Origin of the sequence: Paenarthrobacter nitroguajacolicus, assembly GCF_007786235.1 — a bacterium.
Classification (GTDB): domain Bacteria; phylum Actinomycetota; class Actinomycetes; order Actinomycetales; family Micrococcaceae; genus Arthrobacter; species Arthrobacter nitroguajacolicus_A.
Genome location: NZ_VNFK01000011.1, coordinates 19,327 through 45,684, shown reverse-complemented (window position 1 = coordinate 45,684; position 26,358 = coordinate 19,327). Strand labels below are relative to the sequence as shown.

At 64.3% G+C, this 26,358-nt stretch carries 23 protein-coding genes and 1 riboswitch; of the genes, 12 read left to right on the top strand and 11 right to left on the bottom strand.

Annotated features, from left to right (window positions below; translation table 11 throughout):
* Nucleotides 1-5: 5 nt before the first annotated feature.
* The 4 genes from FQP90_RS14545 to FQP90_RS14530 all read left to right on the top strand — a co-directional run bounded on the left by FQP90_RS14545 (nt 6) and on the right by FQP90_RS14530 (nt 4,202).
* Nucleotides 6-803 carry an ABC transporter ATP-binding protein gene (locus tag FQP90_RS14545; protein ID WP_144651675.1) on the top strand — a complete coding sequence of 266 codons (798 nt, stop codon included), beginning with the start codon at nt 6-8 and terminating at the stop codon, nt 801-803.
* Entirely contained in the window at nt 800-2,836 is a 2,037-nt protein-coding gene (locus FQP90_RS14540) for a YhgE/Pip domain-containing protein (protein ID WP_144651673.1), read from the top strand. Before FQP90_RS14545 ends, FQP90_RS14540 begins: the two co-directional genes overlap by 4 nt.
* Nucleotides 2,833-3,468 (top strand): TetR/AcrR family transcriptional regulator, encoded by a 636-nt coding sequence (locus FQP90_RS14535; RefSeq protein ID WP_144651671.1) that lies wholly within the window; start codon nt 2,833-2,835, stop codon nt 3,466-3,468. The genes FQP90_RS14540 and FQP90_RS14535 overlap by 4 nt, the downstream gene beginning before the upstream one ends.
* A 152-nt stretch (nt 3,469-3,620) precedes the next feature.
* On the top strand, nt 3,621-4,202 hold the full coding sequence (locus FQP90_RS14530) for a hypothetical protein (RefSeq protein ID WP_244296786.1): 582 nt from the start codon (nt 3,621-3,623) through the stop codon (nt 4,200-4,202).
* Nucleotides 4,203-4,388: 186 nt separating this feature from the next.
* On the opposite strand, the gene FQP90_RS14525 is transcribed toward FQP90_RS14530, so the two are convergent.
* From FQP90_RS14525 to FQP90_RS14500, 6 genes are read right to left on the bottom strand one after another with little or no spacing between them, the layout of a single operon-like run.
* Entirely contained in the window at nt 4,389-5,807 is a 1,419-nt protein-coding gene (locus FQP90_RS14525) for an NAD(P)/FAD-dependent oxidoreductase (protein ID WP_144651667.1), read from the bottom strand.
* 43 nt (nt 5,808-5,850) lie between these two features.
* The gene (locus FQP90_RS14520) at nt 5,851-7,455 is read right to left on the bottom strand and encodes a dipeptide ABC transporter ATP-binding protein (protein WP_144651666.1); all 1,605 of its coding nucleotides are present in this window, start codon (nt 7,453-7,455) and stop codon (nt 5,851-5,853) included.
* The gene (locus tag FQP90_RS14515; RefSeq protein WP_144651664.1) at nt 7,452-8,309 is read right to left on the bottom strand and encodes an ABC transporter permease; all 858 of its coding nucleotides are present in this window, start codon (nt 8,307-8,309) and stop codon (nt 7,452-7,454) included. Before FQP90_RS14515 ends, FQP90_RS14520 begins: the two co-directional genes overlap by 4 nt.
* Nucleotides 8,306-9,334 carry an ABC transporter permease gene (locus FQP90_RS14510; protein ID WP_144651662.1) on the bottom strand — a complete coding sequence of 343 codons (1,029 nt, stop codon included), beginning with the start codon at nt 9,332-9,334 and terminating at the stop codon, nt 8,306-8,308. Before FQP90_RS14510 ends, FQP90_RS14515 begins: the two co-directional genes overlap by 4 nt.
* Nucleotide 9,335: 1 nt before the next feature.
* Entirely contained in the window at nt 9,336-11,021 is a 1,686-nt protein-coding gene (locus tag FQP90_RS14505; RefSeq protein WP_144651660.1) for an ABC transporter substrate-binding protein, read from the bottom strand.
* Complete coding sequence (locus FQP90_RS14500) at nt 11,018-12,709, bottom strand: amidohydrolase (RefSeq protein WP_144651658.1); 1,692 nt, start codon at nt 12,707-12,709, stop codon at nt 11,018-11,020. Before FQP90_RS14500 ends, FQP90_RS14505 begins: the two co-directional genes overlap by 4 nt.
* Nucleotides 12,710-12,888: 179 nt before the next feature.
* Here FQP90_RS14500 and FQP90_RS14495 point away from each other — a divergent pair, with 179 nt between their 5' ends.
* Nucleotides 12,889-13,566 carry a TetR/AcrR family transcriptional regulator gene (locus tag FQP90_RS14495; protein WP_144651656.1) on the top strand — a complete coding sequence of 226 codons (678 nt, stop codon included), beginning with the start codon at nt 12,889-12,891 and terminating at the stop codon, nt 13,564-13,566.
* A gap of 110 nt (nt 13,567-13,676) precedes the next feature.
* Nucleotides 13,677-15,155, top strand: a complete 1,479-nt coding sequence (locus tag FQP90_RS14490) for a gamma-aminobutyraldehyde dehydrogenase (RefSeq protein WP_144651654.1) — start codon at nt 13,677-13,679, stop codon at nt 15,153-15,155.
* On the opposite strand, the gene FQP90_RS14485 is transcribed toward FQP90_RS14490, so the two are convergent.
* Nucleotides 15,112-16,044: an EamA family transporter gene (locus FQP90_RS14485; protein ID WP_144651652.1), complete on the bottom strand. Its 933-nt coding sequence runs from the start codon at nt 16,042-16,044 to the stop codon at nt 15,112-15,114. The genes FQP90_RS14490 and FQP90_RS14485 overlap by 44 nt on opposite strands.
* Nucleotides 16,045-16,116: 72 nt before the next feature.
* Here FQP90_RS14485 and FQP90_RS14480 point away from each other — a divergent pair, with 72 nt between their 5' ends.
* Nucleotides 16,117-17,037 carry a LysR family transcriptional regulator gene (locus tag FQP90_RS14480; protein WP_144651650.1) on the top strand — a complete coding sequence of 307 codons (921 nt, stop codon included), beginning with the start codon at nt 16,117-16,119 and terminating at the stop codon, nt 17,035-17,037.
* Nucleotides 17,038-17,180: 143 nt separating this feature from the next.
* Entirely contained in the window at nt 17,181-17,480 is a 300-nt protein-coding gene (locus FQP90_RS14475; protein WP_144651648.1) for a hypothetical protein, read from the top strand.
* Between the two features lie 3 nt (nt 17,481-17,483).
* Here the strand turns inward: FQP90_RS14475 and FQP90_RS14470 are convergent, their stop codons facing one another.
* Nucleotides 17,484-18,008, bottom strand: coding sequence for a SixA phosphatase family protein (locus tag FQP90_RS14470; RefSeq protein ID WP_144651646.1), 525 nt, complete (start codon nt 18,006-18,008; stop codon nt 17,484-17,486).
* Between the two features lie 134 nt (nt 18,009-18,142).
* Nucleotides 18,143-19,009 carry a winged helix-turn-helix domain-containing protein gene (locus tag FQP90_RS14465; protein WP_090825043.1) on the bottom strand — a complete coding sequence of 289 codons (867 nt, stop codon included), beginning with the start codon at nt 19,007-19,009 and terminating at the stop codon, nt 18,143-18,145.
* A gap of 661 nt (nt 19,010-19,670) precedes the next feature.
* On the opposite strand from FQP90_RS14465, the gene FQP90_RS14460 reads away from it, so the two are divergent.
* The 4 genes from FQP90_RS14460 to FQP90_RS14445 all read left to right on the top strand — a co-directional run bounded on the left by FQP90_RS14460 (nt 19,671) and on the right by FQP90_RS14445 (nt 24,189).
* Nucleotides 19,671-20,411, top strand: a complete 741-nt coding sequence (locus FQP90_RS14460) for a response regulator transcription factor (RefSeq protein ID WP_144651644.1) — start codon at nt 19,671-19,673, stop codon at nt 20,409-20,411.
* Between the two features lie 3 nt (nt 20,412-20,414).
* A complete protein-coding gene (locus FQP90_RS14455) occupies nt 20,415-21,911 on the top strand; it encodes a sensor histidine kinase (RefSeq protein ID WP_144651642.1) in 1,497 nt (498 codons plus the stop codon).
* A gap of 132 nt (nt 21,912-22,043) precedes the next feature.
* Nucleotides 22,044-22,204: riboswitch (cyclic di-AMP (ydaO/yuaA leader) on the top strand.
* A gap of 7 nt (nt 22,205-22,211) precedes the next feature.
* Nucleotides 22,212-23,054: a hypothetical protein gene (locus FQP90_RS14450; protein WP_144651640.1), complete on the top strand. Its 843-nt coding sequence runs from the start codon at nt 22,212-22,214 to the stop codon at nt 23,052-23,054.
* A gap of 172 nt (nt 23,055-23,226) precedes the next feature.
* Nucleotides 23,227-24,189, top strand: coding sequence for a dolichyl-phosphate beta-glucosyltransferase (locus FQP90_RS14445; protein ID WP_144651638.1), 963 nt, complete (start codon nt 23,227-23,229; stop codon nt 24,187-24,189).
* A gap of 19 nt (nt 24,190-24,208) precedes the next feature.
* On the opposite strand, the gene FQP90_RS14440 is transcribed toward FQP90_RS14445, so the two are convergent.
* Both FQP90_RS14440 and FQP90_RS14435 read right to left on the bottom strand, forming a co-directional pair.
* Complete coding sequence (locus FQP90_RS14440) at nt 24,209-25,600, bottom strand: pyridoxal phosphate-dependent decarboxylase family protein (protein ID WP_144651636.1); 1,392 nt, start codon at nt 25,598-25,600, stop codon at nt 24,209-24,211.
* Nucleotides 25,601-25,651: 51 nt separating this feature from the next.
* Entirely contained in the window at nt 25,652-26,341 is a 690-nt protein-coding gene (locus tag FQP90_RS14435) for an HAD-IA family hydrolase (protein ID WP_144651634.1), read from the bottom strand.
* Between the last annotated feature and the right edge of the window lie 17 nt (nt 26,342-26,358).

Sequence of the window (26,358 nt, the reverse complement as noted above, 5' to 3'; positions counted from 1 at the left end):
CCATTGTGCTGTCCGTACAGCAACTCCAGATCAACGGCCGCCGGGACGATCTCCTTCCGGCAACCTCCCTCCAAGTCCGCCCCGGCGAACTCCTGCTCGTTGCCGGAGAGGGCCAGGATCAGCGGACCGCATTGGCGTTGGCCCTGAGCGGCCGCATGAAGCCCAGCAACGGCATCCTCAGCTGGGACAACACCACCAAAACCAAGAAGATCCGCCGCGCCAGCGCCCTGGTGGACTCCCCCGGAGTCAACGAGCCAGAACAACACCTCAGCGTCCGGGACCTCGTCACCGAGGACCTGTCCCTCATCCCCCGCCGTTACCGTGGCGCACTGCTGAGCAAGCCCTGGCTGAAGGTCAACAGCTTCGAGGACATCGCCGGACTCTGGATCGAACAACTCCCGGCCGGCCGCCGCCTTGAACTCCTCACCGCGTTGGCCCTGGCAGATCCGGCCACGGACCTCTTGGTGATCGACACCCCGGACCGCCACAGCGCCGACCCCGCGGCCTGGTTGCCCCGGCTTCAGGCATTGGCGTCCGACGACGGGCGGCCGCTTGCCGTCGTCGCAGTCGTTGCTGCCCTCCCGGACAACTGGACCGGCCCCGCTGCGGTGATCGGCAACTCCGTCTCGCACCCCCCTGAACCGGAAGCGCAACCCGCCACCTCCGAGCCCAAAGCCAAGCACGCTGCTGAGCCGGTCCCGGAAACACCGGAAACACCGGAAATACCCCAAGAAGCTGAAACTCCCGCAGCGCCCACAGCTGCGGAACCCGAATCCCAAGACCTCCAAAGGACTGCAAAGTGACTGTTCTGCGGCTTGCCCGCTCCGAACTCAAGCGCATGACCGGCGGGCTCCTGCCCAAGCTGACCATCCTCGCCTTGACCATGGTGCCCTTGCTGTACGGCGCTGTGTACCTCTACGCGAACTGGGATCCCTACGGCAACCTGAACCAGATCGACGCCGCCCTGGTGGTCGAGGACACGGGAGCTACGTCGTCGGACGGAACGGAACTGCAGGCTGGCAGGAAAGTGGCAGACAGCCTGGTTGAGGGCCACGTCTTCAACTGGAAGCAGGTCTCCAGCGCGGAGGACGCAGATGCGGGCGTCCGCACAGGCGAGTACGCCTTCGCGCTCCGAATTCCCAAGGATTTCTCGGCCAACCTGGTCTCCCCCGGCAGCTTCGACGCCGCCAACCAGGCGATGCTCCATGTCACCACCAACGACGCCAACAACTATCTCCTGAGCACCATCGTGGACAAGCTCACCACAGCTGTGCACTCGACGGTGGCCAAGGAAGTGGGCGAGGAAACGGCCAACCAGCTCCTCACCGGTTTCGGCACCATTCACGCGTCGATCGTGAAGGCAGCCGACGGCGCGTCCGAGCTGGCCACGGGTGTTGGAAAACTCAGTGATGGCGCCGCGACCCTCCACACAGGCACCACCCAGTTGGTCACGGGCGCTGACCAGCTTGTTTCCGGGCAAACACAACTTCGAGACGGTGCCGTGCAACTCAATGCAGGTGCCGGCCAACTGAGCTCAGGCCTGAACGAGCTGAAGAACAAGACTGCCACGCTCCCGGCCGACTCCAAGAAACTCGCCGATGGCGCCGCCCAAGTAGCCGCAGGAAATGCCGAGCTCAACGCGAAAGTCCAAGACGTCGTCGGACAGCTTGAAGCCGCGGACAAGGGCCTCCGTAACCGGGTGGTCGAATCCAATACGCGGTTGGTCACCGCGGGTGTGCTGACGCAGGAGCAGGCAGACAAGGTGCTGGCGGACTTCGACGCCGCCGCTGCCTCAAGCCCCGTGACGGACGCCAAGGCCAAGATTTCCGGGGATGCTGCCAAGATCCAGCAGCTCTCGGACGGGTCCGCAGCCGTGAGCGCCGGGGCTTCGGAGCTCGCCGGTGCAACGCCAACACTCACCGACGCGATTTCCAAGGCCGCAGCCGGCGCCGGACAGTTGAATTCCGGCGCATCTACCCTGGCGGCCGGGCAGCAGAGCGCCTTGGAGGGAGCCGTCAAGCTCGACGACGGAGCCCGCCAACTGGACGACGGTGCCGGACAGCTTGCCAGCGGCGCTGTCACGGCCTCCGATGGTTCGCACACCCTGGCCACCGAGCTCGCCAAGGGAGCCGGAGAGATCCCCAACCCGAACGACGAGCAGAAGAGCAGCGTTTCCAAGGTGATCGCTGATCCCGTCGCCGTGGACAACGTCTCGCAAGCCAAGGCAGGTTCCTATGGCGCCGGCCTGGCTCCGTTCTTCCTGACCCTGGCCCTCTGGATTGGCGTGTTCATGCTGGTCCAGGCCATGCGACCCATCACCCAGCGGGCCTTGGCGTCCAACGCCCCGGCGTGGAAAATTGCCGTCGGAGGCTGGCTGCCGTTCTTCGTGGTCTCCGTCCTGCAGGCAACCATCCTCACCCTGGTGGTGAACCTGGGGCTGGGGTTGAATCCCGCGCACCCCATCGGAATGTGGCTGTTCATGCTGGCCGCGGTGATGGCGTTCAGCGCGATCATCCAAGGCATCGTGGCGCTCATGGGCACACCCGGCAAATTCGTGGTGCTGATCCTGCTGGTCCTGCAGCTCGTATCCTCCGGAGGAACGTTCCCGTGGCAGACCACGCCCATGCCACTCCACGTTGTGCATGAGGTCCTGCCCATGGGTTATGTGGTCACCGGCATGCGCCACCTGATCTACGGCGGTGAGCTCAGCATGATCTGGCCTACCGTACTGGGCCTGCTTGGATACACTTTGCTGGGAGCGGCGCTGTCCACGCTAGCCGTCCGCAAGCACAAGATGTGGACCCTCAAGACCCTGAAGCCGGAGATCGCCGTATGAGCACCACCGATCCTGTCCGTTCAGAAGCAGGCACGTCCGGCCAAGCAGAGAAAAAGCTCCGCCCGGAGCGGACCAACGCCACCAAGCAGCGACTCTTCGAAGCCTCCATGGAACTGATCGGTGAACGCGGTGCCGCTGGAGTGACAGTGGACGAGATCGCCGCGGCGGCCGGGGTCTCCAAAGGCACGGTCTACTACAACTTCGGCAGCAAGTCGGACCTCATCGCACAGTTGCTGCGGCACGGCGTGGACATCATGCTGGGCCGCCTCCAAGCCATTGAAGGCCAGAGCGACGATCCCTTGGAGTCCATGAAGAACATGGTGGGTCAGGCCATGGAGTTCATGGATGACTACCCGTCCTTCGCACGCCTGTGGGTCAGCGAAAACTGGCGCACGCCCGGCGAGTGGAGCGCCGTGTTTGCCGAACTTCGCGCTGAACTGCTGGCCGTCATCGGCTCCGCTGTGGAACGGGTCGCCTCCGGGTACAAGGTTGACGAGTCCATTGCCCGCGGAAGCCTGGAAGCGGCCATCTTCGTGGTGGGACTCGACCGCCAGACCTACAACCCGGAGCGAACCCGCGAGCAAAGCGTGGCAGCCGTGATGACCATCATGCACGGCTACGTCATCAGGTAGCCGAGCTTCACGCTGTGGGGCCTGCTCTGCGTGCCATCGCTGCGAAGTGGCGCGCATAGCGGGCCCCACAAGCTTGCGGAACGGTATTCAACTGCAATCTACGACGGCGTGGCGTGGCCACTTGGTCGGCGATGATTAACCTCATGCGTCACATGGGGAACAGCGGGAAGCTTGCGGTGGTGGCCGCCTTCGTCTCGCTCGGGCTGTTGGTGCTGGCCGCCGTGGTCCTCGAGGAGCTGGTGCTGTACCTGTTCCTGGGGAGCGTGCTGGTCTGTTATCTGGCGTCACTGGTGCAGGTCTTCAGCCGCCGCCGCTACCTGGTGGTTTTGCTCGGCGCCGCGGGAACCAGCCTGTTCATTGGTTGCAGCATCGCGTTCCTGCGGATGTGGGGCATTGCGTTCACCCAGGATGCCAACGCCATGGGCAGCGCCGTGAGCACCAAGGACTCAGACATCTACTTCTACTTGGCCGCTGTGGCAGGAATCGGAACGCTGGCAGTGATGTTCCTCGGCGCTGTGGTGCCATCCTTTGGTTCGCGGGCGTCGGCTCCTGCGAACCGGCCTGTGCCTGCCGCAGTGAAGAAGCCGACACCAAGAAAACCGGCCTCCCGTCCAACTGCCCCTGCCAAACGGCCTGCCGCAAAGCGGCCGGTAGCGCCCCGCACGCCAACCACGGCAGCCAAGCGGCCGACGTCGAACACTTCCGCCCAGCGTAAGCCGGCCCCCAAGCGCTGACACACCCAACTGTGTCTACTGCCCTGGCTTGCCGCCTAGCGCGACAAAGACACCCTTGACATCGCCCGGCTCCTCCGGCGGATGGACCGACCGGGCAACGTATCTCCATGACGCCCCGGCGTTGCGGGGCCTGCTCTACGCCCCCACGCGAGGCCCAAACACGCAAAGCGGGCCCCACAATGGGAGTCAGGAGTCGAAACCCAGGCCCACGGCGTCGAGCGCTTTGAGGATGAGGTTCCGCTTCCCCTGGTTGTGGTCCGCCCGGTCCATGGACCAGCGGGTCAGGTTGATGCCCAGGGACGCCAGGGGCTCGGGTGGGAAGGGCAACGGCCGCTTCCTGACCATCTCCACGCGGGTACGCTCCGTATCCAGACCCGCCAACAGGTCCAATAGCACGTCGGCCGCGAACGCCGTAGCGCCTACTCCGAGTCCCGTGAAGCCTGCCGCGTACGCCACCCTGCCTTTGCGGGCAGTGCCGAAGAACGCACAGAACTGCGTACTCGAATCGATGGGTCCGGCCCACTTGTGCGTAAACTTCAGGCCTTCCAACTGCGGGAACGTGGTGAAGAAGTGCGAGGCGATCTTCTCCCACGTGGCGGGCTGATGCTCGTGCCGTTGGTCCACCCGCCGGCCCCAGAAGTACAGGGCGTCGTAGCCACCGAACAGGATCCTGTGGTCCTTGGTGATCCGGTAATAGTGGAACTGGTTGGCCACATCCCCGATCCCCTGGCGCTTGGTCCACCCGATGGCGGCCAACTGTTCGGCGGTGAGAGGCTCCGTCATGAGGGCGTAGTCGTACACCGGCACCGTCATCAACTGGTTCCGCTTGAGCAGCGACGGAAAGACGTTGGTGCCCAGGACCACGTGTCCGGCCTCCACGGAACCGCGTTCGGTGACAACGGTGACGCCCTGCTCGTGGTCCTTCAGTTCGCGTACGCGGGTGCCCTCATGAATCCGGACGCCAAGCTCCGTGGCCACCCGGGCCAGCTCAAGGCCGAGTTTGTAGGGGTGGACCATGGCCACGGAATCCTTGTGCCAGCGGCCGGCGAGATAGGTTGGCGAGTTGACCTCGGCGCGGACGGCGTCCTGGTCCAGGAAGACGCTTCCCGGGCTGTCGTCCTCTTGGAGCCAAGCCACTTGATGGGGTTCCACCGCGACGTTGAGCTCGCCGGTGCGCTCCCACTCGCAGTCCATGCCGTATTTCTCCACGGCCTCCTGCATGCGGTCCAGGTTTTCCATGCCCAGGCGGTCCAAAGTCTCCAACTCGTCCGGCCAACGGTTCTTGCCGTTCTCATGACCGTGGGTGAGGCTGGCCTCGCAGAAGCCGCCGTTGCGGCCGGAGGCTGCCCAGGCCACACGCTCCGCTTCCAGCAGGATCACTGTCCGGCCGGGGTCGCGTTCCTTGGCGCGAAGCGCTGTCCATAGGCCGGTGTATCCGCCGCCCACGATCACGAGGTCGGCGGCAGCGTCGCCGTCGAGTTGCGGGTAGCGCGTGGCAGTGTCCTTCACGTCGTCAATCCAGAAGGGCCGGTGGGCGGCACCTTCCAAGGCCTTGGCGACGACGGCGGGCTGCGGGACGTTCCGTTCGAAAACGGTGGTATTCACGGGAAATTCTCCTGTTTCTGGGGTAAGTTCCTGGCCGGCTTGCTCAGGCAATGACCGGCTCGGCGTCCCACAAGGGCCGGGGACGGGAGGCAATAAGGTTCTTGGTGTAGTCGTCTCCGGGGTCCTCAAGGATTCGTGCCGTGGGGCCTTGTTCCACGATCCGGCCCTGATGCATCACCAGGATCTCGGAGCACAGGCGCGACACCACGGCGAGGTCGTGGGTAACGAAGAGGATCGTGAGCCCAAATTGGTCGCGCAGCTCCTCCACAAGTTCCAGGACCTGCGCCTGGACCGAGACGTCCAAGGCGCTGGTGGCTTCGTCCAGGACCAAAAGCCGTGGGCGGGCAGCGAGCGCTTTGGCCAGCGCCACACGCTGGCGTTGCCCACCCGAAAGGGCTCGCGGCCGTGCGTCGAAGCGTTCCGGTCCGATTCCCACCTTGCCCAGGAGTTCCGCTGCGCTGGCCCTGGCCTGCTTGCGTCCTTGCCGCTGATGGAGCCGGAACACATCGGCCACGGCGTTACCCACGGGAATCCGCGGGTCCAGGGACAGATAGGGATCCTGGAAAACGATCTGGACGTCCTTGGCCAGTACCTTGCGCTCGGCGGCCTTCAGGGTCCGGTGCGGCCGGGGAACGCCTCGCAGCGAGAGTTCACCCGTCGTGGCTGTTTCCAACGCCACCACCAGCCGGGCCAGCGTGGACTTTCCCGATCCCGACTCTCCCACCACGCCCAAGGAACCGCCCTCGGGAAGGCTGAAACCGGCGTTGTCCAAAGCTGTGATGACTTCGCCGCGAGGCAGTTGGTACGTCTTGGACACCCCTGAAACCTCCAGCAAGGGCGCACCCACTGCCGCAGGTGCATCCACATCGGCCACATCAATGACTGGGGTAGCTTCCACCAGCTGCCGGGTGTAGTCCTGCTGCGGCGTCTGGAACACGTTCCGTGTAGGGCCGTGCTCCACCACTGTGCCGCGACGGAGCACGTAGACCCGTTCGCACAGGCTGGCGGCGAGGTTCAGGTCGTGGGTGATGAACAGCATGCCCATGCCCCGAGATTGCTGTTCTTCGCGGAGGAGCCGGACGATCCCGGCCTGGGTTGTGACATCCAAGGCCGTGGTGGGTTCGTCGCAGAGCAGCAGATCCGGCGAGTTCAGCAGCGCAGCGGCAATCATCACGCGCTGGAGCATGCCGCCCGAAAGCTGGTGCGGGTGCTGGTCCATGAGCTCCTTGGCCCGGCGGAGGCCCACTTGTTCAAGCTGCTTCACGGCGCGTTCGGTAGCTTCGGCGCGGGACAACCCGTGAAAACGCAGCAAAGTCTCCGTGAGGAAGTCCCCCACGGTCCGGACCGGATTGATGCCCGCCCGGGGGTCCTGGAAAATCATGGAAGCGTGGCCACGCCTCAGTTCCATGAGCCGTTGCTTGCTGGCCGTCAGGGTATTCAGGCCCTGAACAGACACGGTTCCGGAGAACTCGGAGCCGCCAGGAAACAAGCCCAGCGCGGCCCGCGTGGTCAACGACTTACCTGAGCCGGATTCCCCCACCAAGGCGACCGCTTCGCCGTCGTTCACGTGCAGGGAGACGCTGTCCAGCAGCGGGGGCCTGTCCGCAAAGCCGAGCGTAAAATCTTCAATCTTCAGGAGCTGGCTCATGACAGTTTTCCTCCGATGCGGTCTGAAAGTTCCTCGCCGATGACGTTGACGGCCACCACTACCAGGACCACCACCAACGCTGGCCAGAAAGCGGGCAGAATGTAGCCGCCCAGGAGCGCGCCCCGGGATTCCTCGATCATGGCGCCCCAGTCGCTGGTGGGTGGCTGGACCCCGAGACCGATGAAGGAGAGCGCGGCGAGGTCGGCCAGCACGTAGCCGAAGTTCAACGTCGATTGCGCGCCGACTGTGGGAATGAGGTTGGGCAGCACCCTGCCGAGTACCACCCACGGCGTCCGGAAGCCGAGCACCCGGTACGCCTGCACGTAGGGTCGACTGCGCTCGGCGACCACCAGCGACTGGGCCAGCCTGGCAACGTAGGGCACATAGGCGATGGTCATGGCCAGGATGGGAGCGAAGAGGCCTTTGCCGAACAACGCGATGGCGAGCATGGCCATCAGCAGCGCAGGGAAAGCGAAGAGAAGGTCGAAAACCCGGCCAAGGACCTTCCCCAGCCAGCCTTCGGACCAGCCGGCCACCAGGCCCAGCAACAGGCCCAAGACCGTGGATCCGATCACCACGATGGTTGGCCCCAGCAGCGAGGTCCGTCCACCATGCATGAGCCGGCTGAAAAGGTCGCGGCCCAGCGCGTCAGTGCCCAGCAAGTGCTGCGCGCCGGGACCGGCCAGGACGTTGTTGAGGTCCACATAGTCGGGGTCGTAAGGCGCCAGGACCGGGGCGAACAGCGAAAGGAGTACGACGGCGGCGGCAACGGCGAGCGCGACCCACGCCAATGGTGACAAGAGGCTGCCGTAGCGGCGAAGGCCAGCCTGCGGCAGTGAGATGGCTAAGGTCATCGGGACTCCGTTCCGGCCGCGATTCGCGGATCTATGAGGGGCTGGATGAGGTCAACCACGGTGTTGACCAGGACGAAGGCCGCCACCACCACCATGACGATTGCCTGGACCACGGCGAAGTCCAGCCTGTCGATGGATTGCACCAGGAGCTGCCCGATTCCGGAGAGCCCGAAAGTCCTCTCGATAATGGCGCTGGAGACCAGGAGACCGGCCACCAGCACACCGCTCACCGTGAGAATCGGCCCCAGGGCGTTGCGCAGCACGTGGCGTGCCACCACGGATCCGCGGGTGAGTCCGCGGCTGGTGGCCACTTCCACATGTTCGCGGAGGAGTTGTTCGTTCATGGAGGAGCGTGTCACCCGCGCCACCATGGCGATGTACGTGATGCCCAGGGCGAGCGCCGGGAGGGTGAGGTGCCAGATCCGGTCCCAGCCGCCGTCGCCGCTTCCAAAAGAGGGGAACCAGCCCAAGCCCACGGAGAAGAGTGCCACCAAGGCGATGGCCGCCACGAAGGGTGGCACGGCGCCGGCTGCGGTGAGGGTGATGAGGATGAAACGGTCACCGAAGCCTTTGTTCAGGCTGGCCACGATCCCGGCAAACAGGCCCAGGACGGTGATGAAGACGGCGGCGAGCGCCACGAGTTGAAGGGTGGTGGGCAACCGGCCGAGCAGCACGTCCGAGACGTCCTGGCGGTAGGTCAGCGAGCGTCCCCAGTCACCATGCAGGATGCCGCCGAGCCAGTTCAGGTACTGCTCCCAGGCCGGCTTGTCCAGGCCGAACTGGCGGGTGATCTCTTCCAGGGCTTCGGGCTTGGGGCTGCGTCCCCTGAGCAGGAAGCGTGCCGGGTCGCCGGGGACAAGGAAGCGGGAGAAGAAGACGGCCAGTGATGCCACAAACAGTGTCGCCACCAGGGCAAAAACCTTCTTTGTGATGTAAGCCGCTGGGCGCGCTGCCCTGCTCTTGACCCCTTTGCCCGCCGGACCCTGTGGGGGTGCGGGCGCCTGCGCTTGATCCATTACGGCCATGTCAGAGACCTCCAATTTTGGCTGCCCACGGGAAGTACATGTAGTTGATGGACGGGTCCGCCCCGGTGATGCGTTTGCCCAGCCACATGGTGGTGACGGTTTCGTAGAGGGGCCCCCACACCACTTCGTCGCTGGCCAGTTTGGCGGCCTGGCCCGTGAGCTTGCCGCGGGCGTCAGGGTCCTGCTCGCCGTAGGCGGTGTTCACGAGGTTGTCGAAGTCCGGATTGCTCCAGCCTCCGTAGTTGCTGAAGTCTCCGGTGCGCAGCACGCTGTACATTTCCAAGGGCTCAGTGCTGGACAGGTACCACGAGGTCACCAGCAGGTCCACGTTCCTGCGGGCTTCGGGATCGGAGAACAGGGTGGTGTATTTGTCGTTGGACATGGTCTGGATTTCGGGCTCCAGCCCGATCTCCTTTGCCGCTGATGCAATGGCCCGTGCCGTGATGTCAAAAGCCGCGTTGAGGGAGGCCGTGGCGAAGACGAACTTGCCGCCCTCGGCTCCGGCTTCCTTGATGAGCTTCTTGGCCTCTTCCACGTCGTACGGCGTGGACAGGAGCCCGTCGAAAGCCTCGTCGGTTGTTTCCTGTGAGGCGTCCTTCCACACGTTCCGGGTGGTGAGGGCGTCAGTGCCGGAGGCGTAACCCTGTTCCGCAGCCTTGATCAGGGCTTCCCGGTTGATGGCCATCATCAGCGCCTTGCGAACCCTGACGTCCTGGAACGTGCCGCCGAGGTTGGTGAACACCATGCTTTGCACCGAGGTGTCCTTGCCGAAGTACAGCGAGCCGGCGTCTTTGTTGGCTTTGAGGATGTCCATGGCGTTGGACGGGATGGCGAAGCCCCCGTCTATTTCGCCGGTCTGGAAGGCGTTGATGCGGGACGTGGCATCCGGCAGCATCTTGAAGGTGACCTGTTGGGATTTGGCTTTGAGTTCCGGGTCCCAATAGTCGTCGAAGCGCTTGAGGGTGATGCTTTCCCCGGCTTCCCATTGATCGAATTGGAAGGGCCCGGTGCAGTTCACGCCGGTGCTGGAATTCCCGTAGTCCTTGCCGGCTGCTTCCAGGGTCCTGGCGGACTCCACCACGCCGGTAGCTCCCACCAGGGACGCGTTGAAGACGTAGTCCGGCCGGGTGGTGGTCACCGTGACTTCGAAGTCCCCGGTTTTCTCGATGGACTCCACATTTTGGTAGGCGGAGGCCCAGAAGGAGCCCACTTCGGGGTCCACATGGCGGCTTAGGGAAGCGACAACATCGTCCGCTGTCATCTCGCTGCCGTCGTGGAATTTCACGCCCTGCCGGATGGTGTAGACCCACGTCAGGGGGTCAGGGTTCTCCACGCCGGTGGCCAGGCCGGGCGATGTGGACAGGTTCGCGTTCCAGCGGAAGAGCGACTCGCAGACATTCGACAGGACAGTGTTGTCCGGGTAGTCAAAGGCATAGGCGTAGTCCAGCGAGAACGGTTCCGCGTACATCGCCCAATTGAAGTTCTCGATCTCCTTGGCGGGTGCCGGCGTTGAGTCGGACAGCGTGAACTTGGCTCCCCCGGCGGCGTCGGTCACACCGGCGGGACGGACGCCGCAGCCGCCCAGAACCAGGCCCGCCACGACGGCGGCGACGCCCACCGCTGTGATGCGCGACGGCGTCGTCCGCGGTTTCAGTCTGACGGCGCCTTTCGCTGGTTGCGGCTTCACTGCATCACCGCAGTGTGCTGGTTCCGGCGGGCTGCCGCGCGGTCGTAGACGCACTCGCCCCCGATCCACGTTTGCGTCACCACCGCCTTGTGCAATTCCTGCTGGGGGAGGTCGAAGAGGTTGACGTCCAGGACCGCCAAGTCAGCAAGCTTCCCGGGTTCCAGGGTTCCTGTCTCAGCCTCCATATGGTTGATCCACGCCGTTCCCTGGGTGTAGGCATCCAGGATCTGCTTGAGGCTGAGTTTCTGTGATTCAGGGCCGAGGGGCGGCAGGTCCTCCCCCGGCGCAGTGCGGTTGACGGCCACGTGGATAGCGGCGAGCGGATCGGCAGTGGACACAGGCCAGTCGCTTCCGGCCACCAGTCGCGCCCCGGCTGCAGCAAGCTCCCCAAAGGGGTAGTGCCGCGCCTCGGCGCCCGGTTCCAGGAACGGCAGGGTCAGGGTGTCCAGCTGATCCTCGTGGCAAGCCCAGAGAGCCTGCACGTTGGCTGCGGCTCCGAGCTCCGCAAAGCGCGCCGTGTCCTCGCTGCGGACCACTTGCAGATGTGCCAGGTGGTGTCGGTGATCGTTGGCACCGTTGGCGTCCCTTGCAGTTTGGAGGGCGTCCAAAGCGTCAGTCACGGCACGGTCGCCCAGGGCATGGAAGTGGAGCTGCATCCCGGACGCGTCGATTGCGGTCACGAATTCCTTAAGCTCTCCTGTCTCGAAGAACTCGATGCCGCGGTTGTCCGTATGGTGGCCGTGGTGGTCAAGGTAGACGTGGTGCATGGCGGCCGTGAAGTTCTCGGCGACTCCATCGACCATCACCTTGACCGTGTTGGCACTGAGGACCAGGGGGTTGAAAGAGTCCCGGACGGTATCGCGGCGTTCCACGATGGCTTCCAGCTGGGACAGGCCCGCCGTCCGGTCCCACCACTGACAGGCGGTGACCCGCACTTTGAGGTCGCCCGCGTTGGCGGCGTCCATGTAGACCTTGAGGTTGTCCGCATGGTCGCCTTCGGGGATGGGCACCCAGGCGTCCTGCCAGGCGGTGATCCCTTGGGAAAGCAACAGCTCTTGGGACGCGAGCAAGCCCTGGTAGGCAAGGTTGTAAGGCAATGCAGGTTTGGCCTCGTTGAAGAGGTCCATGGCACCTTCATGGACAGTGCCGGCAGGAGTGCCGTCCGGCTCGCGCTCAAAACGTCCACCGGCGGGATCAGGGGTGTCCCGGCTGATGCCCGCGGCCGCGAACGCCGCAGTATTGGCCCAGGCCCCGTGATGGTCCCGGTTCTGGAGATACACCGGCCTGTCCTGCACCACAGCATCCAGCAAATCCCGCGTCGGCGTTCCTCCGGGGAAGAGGTCCATGGACCAGCCCGCACCGAGGATCCATGGTTGGCCCGGGTTTTGCACAGCGTAACGGGCGACCTTGGCTACGGCCTCCTCCGCGGTGGTCGCCTCCGTGAGGTCGCATTGCAGCATCTCGACGCCGGCGAAGATCGGGTGGATATGGGCATCCTGGAAGCCCGGGACCAGTAACTGGCCGTCCAAGTCCACCCGGCGGGTGTCCGGTGCGGCAGTTCCGTTGACGGCCTCGGGGCTGCCGACGGCGATGATCCGTCCATCCGCGATGGCCAGGTTTGCCCGGATGGGGCCGGCGTCGTTGCCGGTGTACACCCATCCGTTCTCAAACAAAATCTCTGCGTGCACGTTCGAGTCCTTTCGTGGGGAAATTCAACTCTGCGAGACAGACTATGAGCCGGATCACAATTAAGTCAACAGTGTTGACATCAGTGCTGACAAAGACTTTGACTGGTCCTCGGAAGGAGGCAGCCATGAATCATGTAGGTTGATAATCAACCGGGAACGCATGGAAGGCGGACAAACTGATGGTGCAGCCAGCACAGTCGACGGACCGCCGCAGGCGCCTGGACCCGGCCACGATCATTGACGCTGTCCTCCGGATTTCCAGCCAGGAACTCGGCGAGCGGCTGACCGTCCGCAGGCTGGGACAGGAACTTGAGGTAGACGCCACCGCGGTCTACCGGCATTTCCGCAACCGCGACGCCATCGTCCGGGCGGCACTGGACCAGTTGTTCATGACGTCGGTGGAGCGCACCCTGGCATCGGCACGCGATCAGGACTGGCGTACCCGGCTTGAGGCCTACTTGGATGAGCTGCTCAGGGTCTTCATGCAGCACCCCTCCCTCGGCAGCGAATCCTTCGCCACGGATACCTACGGCCCCGGCGAACTCAAGGCCATCGAGTTCGTCCTGCAATGCCTCACCGACGCCGGGCTGGCCGAAGACCGCGTAGTGCACTACTACGCCGCTTTGGAAAGCTACACCCTCGCACTGGGCGCCGGGATTGCGGTGGAGATCCAGCGACTCCCGGACTCCGAGGGCCACGATCCCTGGCTCAACCCCCGGGTCTTCACACGTATTTCAGGGCACCCGCTCCTCGAAAAGCACCACGCAGCACTGCAAACCCTCGATTCCCTCAAGGCCTTCCAGGCCGGCCTCGCAGCCATCCTGGACAGCGCCGAGCGCGAAAGCACGCAGGCCTGACCGCCTGCCTGGCCACCCACGCAACCCGCCCTAACCGCACGACGACACCTCCGGCGTCGTTCATTCAGCACTGCCCTGGCACTGACGCCCGGCAGGGAAAGCATGGCACCATGCACCAGTTCATCAACGGAAAACTGCAGCCCGGCACGTCCGGACAGAGCCTCGACGTCATCAACCCAGCCACCTCAGAAGTGGTGGAATCGGTGGGACTCGCATCGCTGACGGACCTTGAGTCCGCGGTGGCAGCTGCGCGCAGTGCCTTCCCGGCGTGGTCGCGCACCGCCCCTGGCGAACGCGCCGGCATCCTGCAGAAATTCGCCCGCATCATGGAGGAACGCAAGGAAGAGTTTTGCCGGATTGAGAGTTCACAGACCGGGAAGCCACTCCGATTGACCCGGGAATTCGATGTCCCGGGAACCATCGACAACATCGACTTCTTCGCCGGTGCTGCCCGCCACCTCGAAGGCAAAGCCACCGCCGAGTACTCCCCGCATCACACCTCGTCCATCCGGCGCGAGCCCATCGGCGTGGTGGGATCCATTGCGCCGTGGAACTACCCGCTGCAGATGGCGGCGTGGAAGATCCTGCCTGCCATCGCTGCGGGGAACACCATCATCCTGAAGCCCGCCGAGATCACGCCACTGACCGCGCTGATGTTCGCCCAAGCGCTCAGCGATGCGGGACTGCCCGACGGCGTGGTGAACGTGGTGGTGGGCGACGGCGCCACAGTGGGCGCGGCCCTCATGCGGCATCCCAACGTGGATATGGTCTCGTTCACGGGGTCCACCGCCATTGGCCGCACCGTCCTGGAGGCTGCGGCCGTCAACGCCAAGCGCGTGCATCTCGAGTTGGGCGGGAAGGCACCGTTTGTGGTGTTCGACGACGCCAACCTGGACGCCGCTGTGCACGGCGCCGTGGCGGGTTCGCTCATCAACACTGGCCAGGACTGCACGGCGGCCACGCGGGCCATCGTTCACCGGAGCGTTTACGAGGAGTTCGTGGCGAAACTCGCTGCCCGCTTCGAGGGGATCGTCCTGGGCGCCCCCGGAGACACCGATGTGGACCTCGGCCCCCTGGTGTCCTTCAAGCAGCGGGACCACGTGGCGGGCATGGTGGAGCGCGCACGCAGTTACAGCAAGATTGTGGCGGGCGGCTACGCTCCCATCGATGGCCGCCTTGAAAAGGGCGCCTTCTATCGGCCCACAGTGGTGGTTGATGCGGCGCCTGACTCGGAGATCGTACGGGACGAAGTCTTCGGCCCCGTCCTGGTGGTTCTCCCCTTCGACACCGACGACGAAGCCATCCAGCTGGCCAACCACACCGTCTATGGCCTGGCCGCGTCAGCCTGGACGAACAACCTGCAGCGGGCCTTGCGTGCCACCCGCGAGATCAAGGCCGGGTGCGTGTGGGTCAACGACCACGTGCCCATCATTTCCGAGATGCCCCACGGCGGTTTCAAGCAATCCGGCTTCGGCAAGGACATGTCCGCATACTCCTTTGAGGAGTACACCCAGGTGAAGCACGTGATGTTCGAACTGGACGACGTTACCGAGAAGAACTGGCACCGGACCATCTTCGATCTCCGCTGAGCCCTTGCGGTGCCTGGCTTTTCCGTCCAGCGCCGAGTACCGCAGTGGCCACGCCGAGGAGCAGGATCAGCCCACCGGTAATTTCGGCGGGCGTGGGAACCTCATTGAGCACCAGCCACGCCGCCGTCATCCCCACCACCGGGACCAGCAAAGTGAAGGGCACGACGTCGGAACTCGGGTACAGCGACAACAGCCGGTTCCAGATGCCGTAGCCCACGAGTGAGGCAAACACCGCCGTGTAGATGGCACTCAGGATGGTTGCTGGCTGAAGATCGATGAGCGTGGCCCACACGGCGTCCGGACCATCCACCGCCAGCGACAATCCCGCCAGCGGAAGTGGCACCACCGCGCCTGACCACACCACCAAGCCCAGACCGGAGGCAGCCTTGGTATGCCGGGCCACCACGTTACCGATCGCCCAGGACAACGCTGCCGCAAGGACGATCATCAGCGGAAGCACGGGAGCCACGGCGCTTCGCCCCGCCGCCACCACCGCCAAGCCCGCGATGCCCAGCACCACGCCCAGCATCTGCCTCTTGCTGGGCTTCTCGCCAAGGAACCGGGCCGCCAGCAGGACAGTGAACAGTACCTGCGCCTGCAACACCAGGGATGCCAGCCCGGCAGGCATCCCGAGTGCCATGCCCAGGTACAGGAGGCCGAATTGCCCGGCGCTCATGAAAAGCCCGACGCCGATGATCGCCTTCCAGCCAACGTCCGGTTTCCGGATGAAGAAGATGAAGGGAAAGACGACCAGCAGGAAGCGCATGGCCACGAAGAGCAGTGGCGGGACATCGCGACCGTTGGCGTGCAGGCCAAGGTCGATCGCGACGAAGTTGATGCCCCAGAGGACGGCAACCAGGACGGCAAGGGCGGAGTGGCGGAGGTTCACAACTCCACTTTGACTCTCTTTCCGATGAAGCACCAGCGTTGAATTCAGTATGGAACCGAGTAGATTTGCTTCATGATCGACATTTCAGCTTTGCGGGCCCTCGTCGCAGTGGAACAGCATGGATCCGTGGTGGCCGCTTCCGATGTGATGGGGTACAGCCCGTCCGCGGTCTCGCAGCAGATCAAGAAACTCGAAAAGCAGACTGGCGTAGCGGTCCTTGAGCGCAACGGCCGCGGGGTGCTGCTGACGGAGCGCGGCCTGGCGCTTGCTGGCTACGGCCGGCGGATCATGGGTGAGCTGGAGGAACTGCAAGCCACCCTTTTGGCCGATCCTTCGAAGCCCTCCGGGCTGCTGCGACTGGTGGCATTCTCCACGGCCTGCCGTGGGTTGGTGGGGCCAGTCCTGGGTCGCCTGGCCGCCACTCAGTCCACGCTGGACGTCACCGTGCTGGCAGAGGATCCCCGTGAAGCCGTCCAGCGGGTGGCCTCGGGCGAGGCTGAACTCGCCGTGGTGCACAATTGGAACTCAGTCCCCCTGGTGATCCCGGACAACCTGGTGCACGAGGACCTCTGCATCGACCAAGCCGACGTGCTCGTCAACAGCACCCACGCCCTGGCGGGGCGTGCCGCCGTCGAGCGTGAAGACCTGCTGGATGAGACCTGGATCAGCACCCCGGCGGGCGCCATCTGCAACGAGGCACTTCTGCAGATCTTCGCCGGCCTTGGCCGGGTTCCGGACATCCGCGTCTACGATCCTGACTTCTCCACGCACATCGCCATGGTGGAGCAAGGGGTTGCGATCGCGCTGGTTCCACGGCTTGGCAGGCCCGCGCTGCCGGCCGGCGTGGTGGCTGTTCCGGTGGTCAATCCAGTGCAACAGCGTTCAGTGGGGATCGTTTATCGGAAGACCATGACGGCCAGCCCCAATATCCGGCACGCCGTACGCCTGTTGCGGGAAGTGGCCGCCCGGGAACTGCCCGTTCCGCAAGTTTGACGAATGTCACACTCTGGAACATTCGACCGTCGGGCAGATGTTAGCTTAGGCTAACCTTACCTAGCTGCCGCGCCGTCCCGGAGCGCGGCCGTCGACTCTTTGAAGGGGCCCGCACTGTGGAAGCGATCCTATTTCCAACCGACATGAACCACCACCACACGTATGGCCTGGCCAGCTACATCATGATCGACGACGGACTCTATCCGAGCGCCCACAATCGCCGGGATACCTACGCGCTACCCGCCTTCGATATCCGCGGGCAATGGGTCTACCCGAGTCGATACAACGACTACATGGCACCCCAATTGCCGGTGTACATGTTCGACGGCGAATACCTGATCGCCACGGGCCACGGCGAGGAAGCCGCGGGGTTGCCGGTGTTCGAGCTTCGCTGCATGTGCATGCCGCAGCTGGCCTACGGAGACCCAAGCAGCTCGCAATAGTGGCTAGTGGCGGGGCACCTTGAAGTGCGTCAGCCGAGCATCCTGCCCATCGAGTTCAGCCCACGTCTTTTCCGTTTCCATTACCGTCAACGCACTCGTTGGGTAGCGGGTAGCGGCATCCATATACGCGTCGTGGTCCGAATCGCGGGAAGCCAGGTGCATGGCGAGGTCCTGGACCCCGGGCATGTGGGAAATGACCATCAACGTGGTCACTGTGTCTGGAACGTGGTTGATGACCGTCAACATGCGGTTGGCCGAAGCGGAGTACAGACCGTCCTCAAGTTTGGGCGTCGGTGCCTTGTCTCCGAGCTCATCGCACACCCAGGTGCAGGTCTGGCGGGTCCTCAGCGCTGAAGAGCACAGGATGAAATCGGGAACCACACCGTGCTTGAGCAGCCATTTGCCGGCAAGGGGGGCCTCGCGGTGGCCACGTTCCTCCAACGGACGTTCATGATCCGGAACGCCCATGGGCCAATCAGCCTTGGCATGCCGCATGATCACCAGGCGCTTGATGTGATGGTCACTCATAAACCAACCCTATCCGCCCCCTTAGCCGTGGAGGCCAATGCTCACTGGGCACGACCAAAGACGGATGGCGGCACATCCCGATAGCGCCGTTGTTGCGCAGAGGGATGGTGCCGCCATTCGGCTGCAGCAGTAGCTTAGATCGAGTATTCCGGAGCGGCCCAGACGATGACTTCGGGGTGCTCGTAGAAGCGGTAGCCCTGCCCACGGACCGTGCGGACCGTATTGGCCAGGCGGCCAAGCTTGGACCGGAGGCGGCGGATGTGGACATCGATGGTGCGTTCGTTCGGCACCTCTTCGGCGTTGCGCCACAGACCCTCGAGCAGCTCATCGCGGCCAACGGTGCGGGTGCCGTTTTCCACGAGGTAGTTGAGGAGTTCGAATTCCTTGAACGTCAGGTTCAGCGACTCGCCGTCCAGGTGGACTTCGCGGCGCGCAAGGTCGATCAGTACGCCCGACGGACGGGATTCCTGCTGCGGCGCGGGGCGGGCGGCTTCGGTGCGCTGGCGGGAGGCCACCGTCGGGTCACCAAAGGTGGAACGCACGACGTCGAGCGCGGACCCGGGTGCCCCGGCGGGGGCCACGGCGACGGCGGCGTAGCTCTCGGCACCGGTCACGAGGGACTGTGCGTAGGCCCGGATTTCCTGGGCGAGCTTGGCAATGGATGTTCCGGCCGCAGCGGCGGTTTCTTCGTCAATGCCCATGTAGAGCACAAAGCCGCGGGCCACGTTGTCGTTGGCAACAGGGCGGAGCCTGTCCGACTGGGCGATCACCGGGGTGGGCGCAGTCATGGGTGCCGGCTCGGCGGTGGGTACTGCGCGCAACTGGCCATAGGAGTTGGGGTTGTAGCCCTGCGGCACGTAACCGGGAGCCTGCTGGCCTGCGCCTTGCTGGGCAGGAGCATAGCCGGGGCGGTTGCCGAAGCCGGGGCGGAGCCCTGCGTTTGACGCGGCCTTGTTGGCGTTACGGACGGAGATGTGGACGTATCCAGATGCAACTGACATGGAGTGCTTACCTCAAAAGTGAATAGCCGTCATCGCGGCTTCGAATGCTGGTTGTCCCCGCAATGAGTTTGGGGAGGGGCGCCCAACGCTGGGCTAGGGGGCGAATGCCTGAAACTTCTTGGGGTGGAAAGTTAGGCTTGCATTCGACAACAGCGGTCATCATGGCCAGCGGGTGTGCTGGGCCAGGTTGCTGCGGCTGCAGGTGCTGTTGAGTTCTTGTTCACATTGGAAGTGTGCAACGTAACAATGGCAACACGCAAGTAACAAAGCGCCGAACCGTCCACATTTTGAGACGTAGAGGTCTATTGTGTCGCAAATCACAATTCACTGGACGCCATAAATGAATGCCATTTCATTCGGCTGAGACACGAAATATTAGCAATCCAGTGAATGATCTTCGGCAAATAGGGCATCATGTGCACCTTGGTTCCCACGAACCACCCTCGAGCGGAATCTCACGATCTGAAACAGTTGTTGTCCAATCGCGGGTAGTCTCCTTCGACAATTTCCTGCCCGAAATCTGCTACAAGCTGTAGAAACAGCCCGTCAGGCCTATCCCTAGCTTCACCACGCCGGACTCCCACCTCGCTAGTGTTGAGTTCACAGCGTCCTCACAGGACCGGCAAAGCGCTGGCAAACCAGCAGATTGGAGAGTTGTCCCATGGCCTCCTCGCACTCCATGACCAACAACCTTCCCCAGCTCTCCCACCCGGACGGTTCCCCTATCCGTGCTTTGGTGGTGGACGACGAACCCAGCCTCGCCGAATTGATGAGCATGGGCCTGCGCATGGCGGGCTGGTCCGTTGCGGTAGCCGGAGCCGGACCGGAGGCAGTGAAAGTTGCCAAGGACTTCCGGCCGGACGTGCTGGTCCTGGACGTCATGCTGCCCGGTTTCGACGGTGTGGAGGTCCTTAACCGCATCCGTGCTTTCGCCCCGGAAGTTCCCGCCCTGTTCCTCACTGCAAAAGACGCCGTCCAGGACCGCATTGTTGGCTTGGCAGCCGGGGGCGACGACTACGTCACCAAACCTTTCAGCATGGAGGAAGTTCTCCTGCGCCTGCACCGGCTGGTTCAGCGTTCCGGCGTGGCAGCCATGGACACCGCGGAGCTGGTGGTGGGAGACCTCACCCTCAACGTGGACACCCGCGAGGTGACGAGGGCCGGTGAGGACATCTCCTTGACTGCCACCCAGTTCGAACTCTTGCGCTACCTCATGGAAAACCCCAAACGGGTGGTCAGCAAGGCACAGATCCTGGACCGGGTGTGGGACTACGACTTCGGTGGGCAGGCCAACATCGTGGAGCTCTACATCTCCTACCTGCGCAAGAAGATCGAAGCGAACCATCCGCCCATGATCCACACCATTCGCGGTGCGGGATACGTCATCAAGCCTGCGGACTAAACGTTGAGCACACTTTCAGGAGTGGCCAGGAAGTCGCAGCGCAGTTGGCTCAACCCGTCCACCTGGCACCTTCGCACCCGATTGGTCCTGGTGGCCATGGCCCTGTTGGTAGCGATTTGCGCTGCCGTGGGGGTAGTCAGCTACGCCTCCATGGACATGGTGTTCAACAGGCAGCTCGACAGGCAGTTGGAGCAGGCGTCCAGCCGCGCGAATGACTTCGGCAGGCCGCCGTCGAACTTTCCTTCGTCACCGTCCGGAAGGCCTGACCCGTTGGAGGCCCGGGGCCAGGCCGCTGGAACCCTCAACGCGCGGATCGATGGAACCACCGTGAGGAGCTCGGGCTTGATCGACGCCCAAGGCAATCGCGTTTCACTCTCCGCAGACGACGAGCAGGTCCTGTTGTCGCTTCCCAAGGACAGCCGCCCTGTGGACCGTTCGCTGTCCAACGGCGACTACCGGCTGGTGGCCGTGGACACCTCCGGCGACGTGATCGTGACCGGCCTGCCGCTTGCGGACAAGCAAAGCGCCGAGGCCTCGCTCGTATGGACCATGGTGTGGGTTTCGTTGGGCGGCCTGGTGCTGATTGGCCTGGCAGGCACAGTGATCATTCGGCGGACCATGAGGCCGCTTGAGCAGCTCTCCGAAGTGGCCACGAAGGTTTCCCGGCTGCCTCTCGACGCCGGCGAAGTGGCACTTGCGGTGCGCGTACCGCCGTCGGCCTCCCATCCCGGAACGGAAGTGGGCAGCGTTGGCCACGCCCTGAATCAAATGCTGAATAACGTGGCCAGTGCGCTGGAAGCCCGCCAGGAAAGCGAAACCAAGGTCCGCCAGTTCGTGGCGGACGCCTCGCATGAGCTTCGTACACCGCTGACCGCTATCCGCGGCTACACAGAACTGCTGCGGATGACCGAAAACTTCACCGATGACGGCCGGAAATCCCTGGCGCGGGTCCAAAGCCAATCCGAACGGATGACCACGCTGGTGGAGGACCTCCTCCTGCTCGCAAGGTTGGACGAGGGTCAACCAGTAAAGGTCTCGGACGTTGACCTGACGCAGCTGGTGATCGAGACAGTGAGTGATGAGAAAGTCATGGCCCCGGAGCACATCTGGCAGCTTCAGCTCCCGGACGAACCCATCACAGTGAGGGGTGACGCCACACAATTGCACCAGGTGCTGGCCAACCTGCTGTCCAACGCCCGCAAACACACCGATGCCGGCACCACCGTGGTCACCGGAGTCATGCTCTCCGCCGATGGCAGCGCAGTGGTTACGGTAACCGACAACGGACCGGGCATTCCGGAGGATTTCCAAAGCCGGATCTTCTCCCGCTTTGCCCGCGCTGACGCCGCCAGGTCGGGGACGGAGGGCACCTCCGGGTTGGGCCTGTCCATCGTGGAATCCATTGTGGAAGCGCATGGCGGCAGCGTTGAAGTGACCTCCCGTCCAGGGCGTACGGAATTCGCCCTCCGCCTGCCCGCCGTCAGCAACGAGCGCGTGTAACGAATCCGGCAAGGCGACTCACCGGGATCGTGATCTCTGTTACCTAAATGTGACTTCTGGGGAAACCTCCTGTACCGTCGAAAGGGTGGGTCGCCCCAACTGACCCGCATCCGGGATGCGCCGAGCTCTGCCACTTCCCGGAGTCCGTTCTTCTTCGAGGCAGAGACGGGGGACCCAGAGTCTCCGGGCCCAGGCATTTATTGCCGGCCCTTGGGGTGAAGCCGCAGCGTGATGCGCGGCCGGATGACCTCATCCGAACCCGACAGCTAACTCCGCAGGCGCTGAGAGGTAATCACAAACATGTCTGAATTTAATGATCAGACGCGCCCTTCCGCGCGTCACCGCGACGAACACGACGCACCGCTGACCAAGTCGCAGGCAGTCCTTAAGAACGCAGCCCGCCAGGGCAAGTCCGGCCACCGCATGTCGGTTGTTGCCGGTGTTGTGGCCGCCGCACTGGGCGTTGCATCCCTCGGCACGGCCGCCAACGCAGCGTTGACCCTCCCCGAGGCGAGCCGCGTCGCAGAGACCCAGGCGAACGCCCGGATCAGCACCAACAAGTCTGCTGAAATCTCCGCCTCCATGAACGCTGCCGCCGAAAAGGGTGCAGCCGACCGGGCCGCTGCAGACAAGGTAGCCGCTGAAAAGGCGGCCGCGGAGAAGGCTGCCGCCGACCAGGCTGCCGCCGAAAAGGCCGCTGCGGAGAAGGCTGCCGCCGACCAGGCTGCCGCCGAAAAGGCCGCCGCTGACGCTGCTGCCAAGCAAGCTGCCGACGCCGCTGCTGCCGCTGCCGCCGCAGAGGCTGCAGCAGCCGCTGCCGCCCCCAAGGCAGTGGACGATCCCGCAGCCGCCAAGGCCTACGCTGCAAGCATCCTGGGCAACTACGGCTGGGGTCCGGGTGAAATGACTGCCCTGAACACGCTGTGGGAGAAGGAGTCCAACTGGAGGACCACTGCCACGAACGCCTCAAGCGGCGCATACGGCATCGTCCAGTCCCTGCCGGCTTCCAAGATGGCCACGGCCGGTGCCGACTGGCAGACCAACTACCAGACCCAGATCAAGTGGGGCCTGAACTACATCAAGGAACGCTACGGATCCCCGTCGGCTGCCCTGGGCTTCCACTTGGCGAACAACTGGTACTAAGCCAAGCTGTTTGATTGCCGCCCCGGCTTCCGCCGTTTGCCTCAGTTCTTACTGGAGCGGATGGCGGGAACCGGGGCGGCTTCTTTCGTTTTCACAGGTGCTCGCCGGGGCTCACAGTAGTGCCACAGCTTCCGCCTAAAGCCCTCATAATCGGTGGCCGCATTCTGGAAACATGACGCTCACAGATCCAGCCACCAGCGCTCTGCCACGACGGACTCATTCCGCTCGCTTGCGTGGCGGGCCAGCGGCGCTCCAGCAACCACAGCGCCGTCCCGTTGACACCAATGTCATGGTTCCAGTCCTGGACGTCACCCTCCCCGTCTACAACGAAGAAGCCCGCCTGGAACACAGCCTTCGCCAACTGCACGGGCACCTGACGGACTCCTTTCCCCACACATTCCGAATCACCGTGGCGGACAATGCCAGCACCGACAGCACGCTGAGGATCGCCGAACGCCTGGCACGCGAACTCCCTGAACTGTTAGTGGTCCGTTTTCAGGAGCGGGGCCGTGGGAACGCCTTGCGCCGCGTGTGGCAGTCGTCGCCGTCGCCCGTGCTTGCCTACATGGAAGCGGATCTGTCCACTGACCTCTCGGCCTTGGCTCCCCTCGTGGCACCGCTGATCTCCGGCCACTCGGACCTCGCCATCGGCACACGGCTGGCACCGAGCGCCTGCGTCACCCGAAGCCCCCAGCGCGAGTTCATTTCGCGCAGCTACAACTCGTTGCTGCGGACGGTCATGGGGGCGCGCTTCTCCGACGCCCAGTGCGGTTTCAAGGCCATCCGAGCAGACGTGGCCCACCGCCTCCTTCCCTGCACCAGGGACGATGCCTGGTTCTTCGACACCGAACTGCTGGTGATCGCCGAACGTTGCGGTTTGCGCATCCATGAAGTTCCCGTCGACTGGACAGACGACCCCGACTCAAGTGTCGACGTCGTACGGACCGCACTGGCCGACCTGCGCGGCATGGCGCGATTGAAGCGCAACCTGCGCCGCAGTCCCATCAATGAGCTTCGCGCGGAGATGGGCCGGGTTCCTCGCACCGCACGGACTGGCGGCTTCAGTGCGTGGCCGCTTAGCATCTGCACGGTGGTGGCCGCGTATGCGGGGCTGTTCCTGCTGGTGAACCGCTGATTCCGCCAGGAAGCTGAGGCTACGCTTCAGGTTCCGCCTCAAACGCATGCCGCACGGCCGCGATGGAGGCTGCCACGTCCCCGGCGTCAGTGGACCAATTGCTCACTGAGATCCGCAGGATCTCCCGGCCACGCCACGACGATCCGGACATCCACACGGCACCCTCGGCCATCAACCTCTGGGTGACCCTGTGCGTTCGGTCGTCGCTGCCGAAGCTGACGGAGACCTGCGTGAAGACGACGTCGTTAAGGACCTCCACGCCCGGGATCGCGGCAAGGCCCTCAGCCAGAGCTCGGGCATTTGCTGCGAGACGGTCCACCATGGCGATCACACCGTGACGGCCAAGTTGGCGCAGCGCCGCCCACACGGGGATACCGCGGGCGCGCCGGGACAGCTCAGGAACTTTTTCGAACGGGTCCCCCGGCCCGGCATCCGTGGCGATGAAGTAGCTCGTGTGGACGCTGAAAGCCCGCCGGAGGGCCTCCGGACTGGCAACGATGGCCAAGCCGCAGTCGTAGGGAACATTGAGTGTTTTGTGGGCGTCGGTGGCCCAGGAATCGGCGCCCTCCACTCCAGCGATCCGTTCCCGCAACGTTGGGCTGACGGCCGCCCACAAACCAAAAGCGCCGTCCACGTGCACCCAGCCCCCGCGGTCATGGGCCACAGCGACAGCTTCCTCCATGGGATCGAACGCGCCGGAATGCAGGTTGCCCGCTTGCAGGCAGACCAATGATGGCCCGGGTTGCTCATCCATGGCAGCAGCCAGGGCATCAGGCAGGATCCGGCCTTGGTCGTCTGCATCAACGGGTACGCAGGCGCCCAGCCCCAGGTACCGGAGGGCCAAGTCAACGGCTGCGTGCCGTTCCCGTCCGGCAAACGTTGTGATGCGGGGAGCACCTGAAAGGCCCAGCGACTGAAGGTCCCAGCCCGCCTGGTCCATGAGGTATTGACGACCAGCGGCCAGCCCCACGAAGTTCGCGGTGGTGGCACCGGTGGTGAAGCCGACGTCGGAGGTTGCGGGAAGGTGCAGCAGGTCAAGAAGCCAGGCGGCGGCGGATTCTTCGATGGCAGCAGCGGCGGGAGTGGCGAAGCGGAGTCCGGTGTTCTGGTCCCATGCCGAGACCAGCCAGTCGGCGGCCATGGCAGCGGGCAGGGTTCCACCCATAACCCACCCATAGAACCGTCCTGACTGGATGGCCATCAAGCCCGGTTCGGCCAGGGTGGCGAGTTCGTCCACCACGTCGGCTGCTTCAGTTGGCCCGTCCGGGAGGATCGATGCCAAGCTCGCGGCCACCTGATCAGCGTCGGCCGCGGGACGGACAGGACGGTCGGGAACCGACGCCAGCCAGTCCGTCGCGTGGGCCATGGCCCGCTCCAATGCGGCACTGTACGCCTCCGGCATCGCAGACATGCGCACAGCCTACGCCGGGTTTCCGGCTTGGAACAGTCCGCGCAGGAACGGCTACAGCGTCAGCGTGAGGAGGTGGCCGCCGTCGTCATTCTTCACAGCGGTGACCGTCACCGCGGAGTAGTCCGGGATCCGCCACATGCCATCTTCAAGGTCGCCGGCGTCACCGACCACCACGGTCCGCATTCCGGCGGCGCGCGCCGCGGCGATGCCGGCGGGCGCGTCTTCGAAGACAACGACGTCGGCCGGGTCGACTCCCAGCATTGCGGCCGCTTTGAGGTACCCCTCCGGGTGCGGCTTGCCGAGGGCCACGGCTTCGGAAGTGACGGTTGTGGTGGGCATGGGAAGCCCGGCCGCCTGCATGCGGATGCCCGCAAGGGTCGAGTCAGCTGAGGTGACCAAGGCGATGGCGTCGTCCGGTAGCGCTTGCAGCAAAGCCGCGGCGCCCGGCAGCGCGATCACGCCGTCTGTCCGCGTGCGTTCCATGGCGTCCAGCTCAGCAGTCAAAGCCACGACGTCGGCACCCGCCGGAGCGTAACGGCGCACCGTATCGCCGGATCGGACGCCGTGGGAGGTCCGGAGAATCTCCTCAATGTCCAGGCCGTAGCGGCTGGCGAACTCCGACCACACCTGCTCCACGATGGCCGTGGAATCAACCAGTGTGCCGTCCATGTCGAAGAGGACGGCGCGGACGGTCAACACGGTTTGTTGGGCGGGCGTGGCGTGGTCGGCAGGATGGCTCATGGTTCCATCCTGCCGCA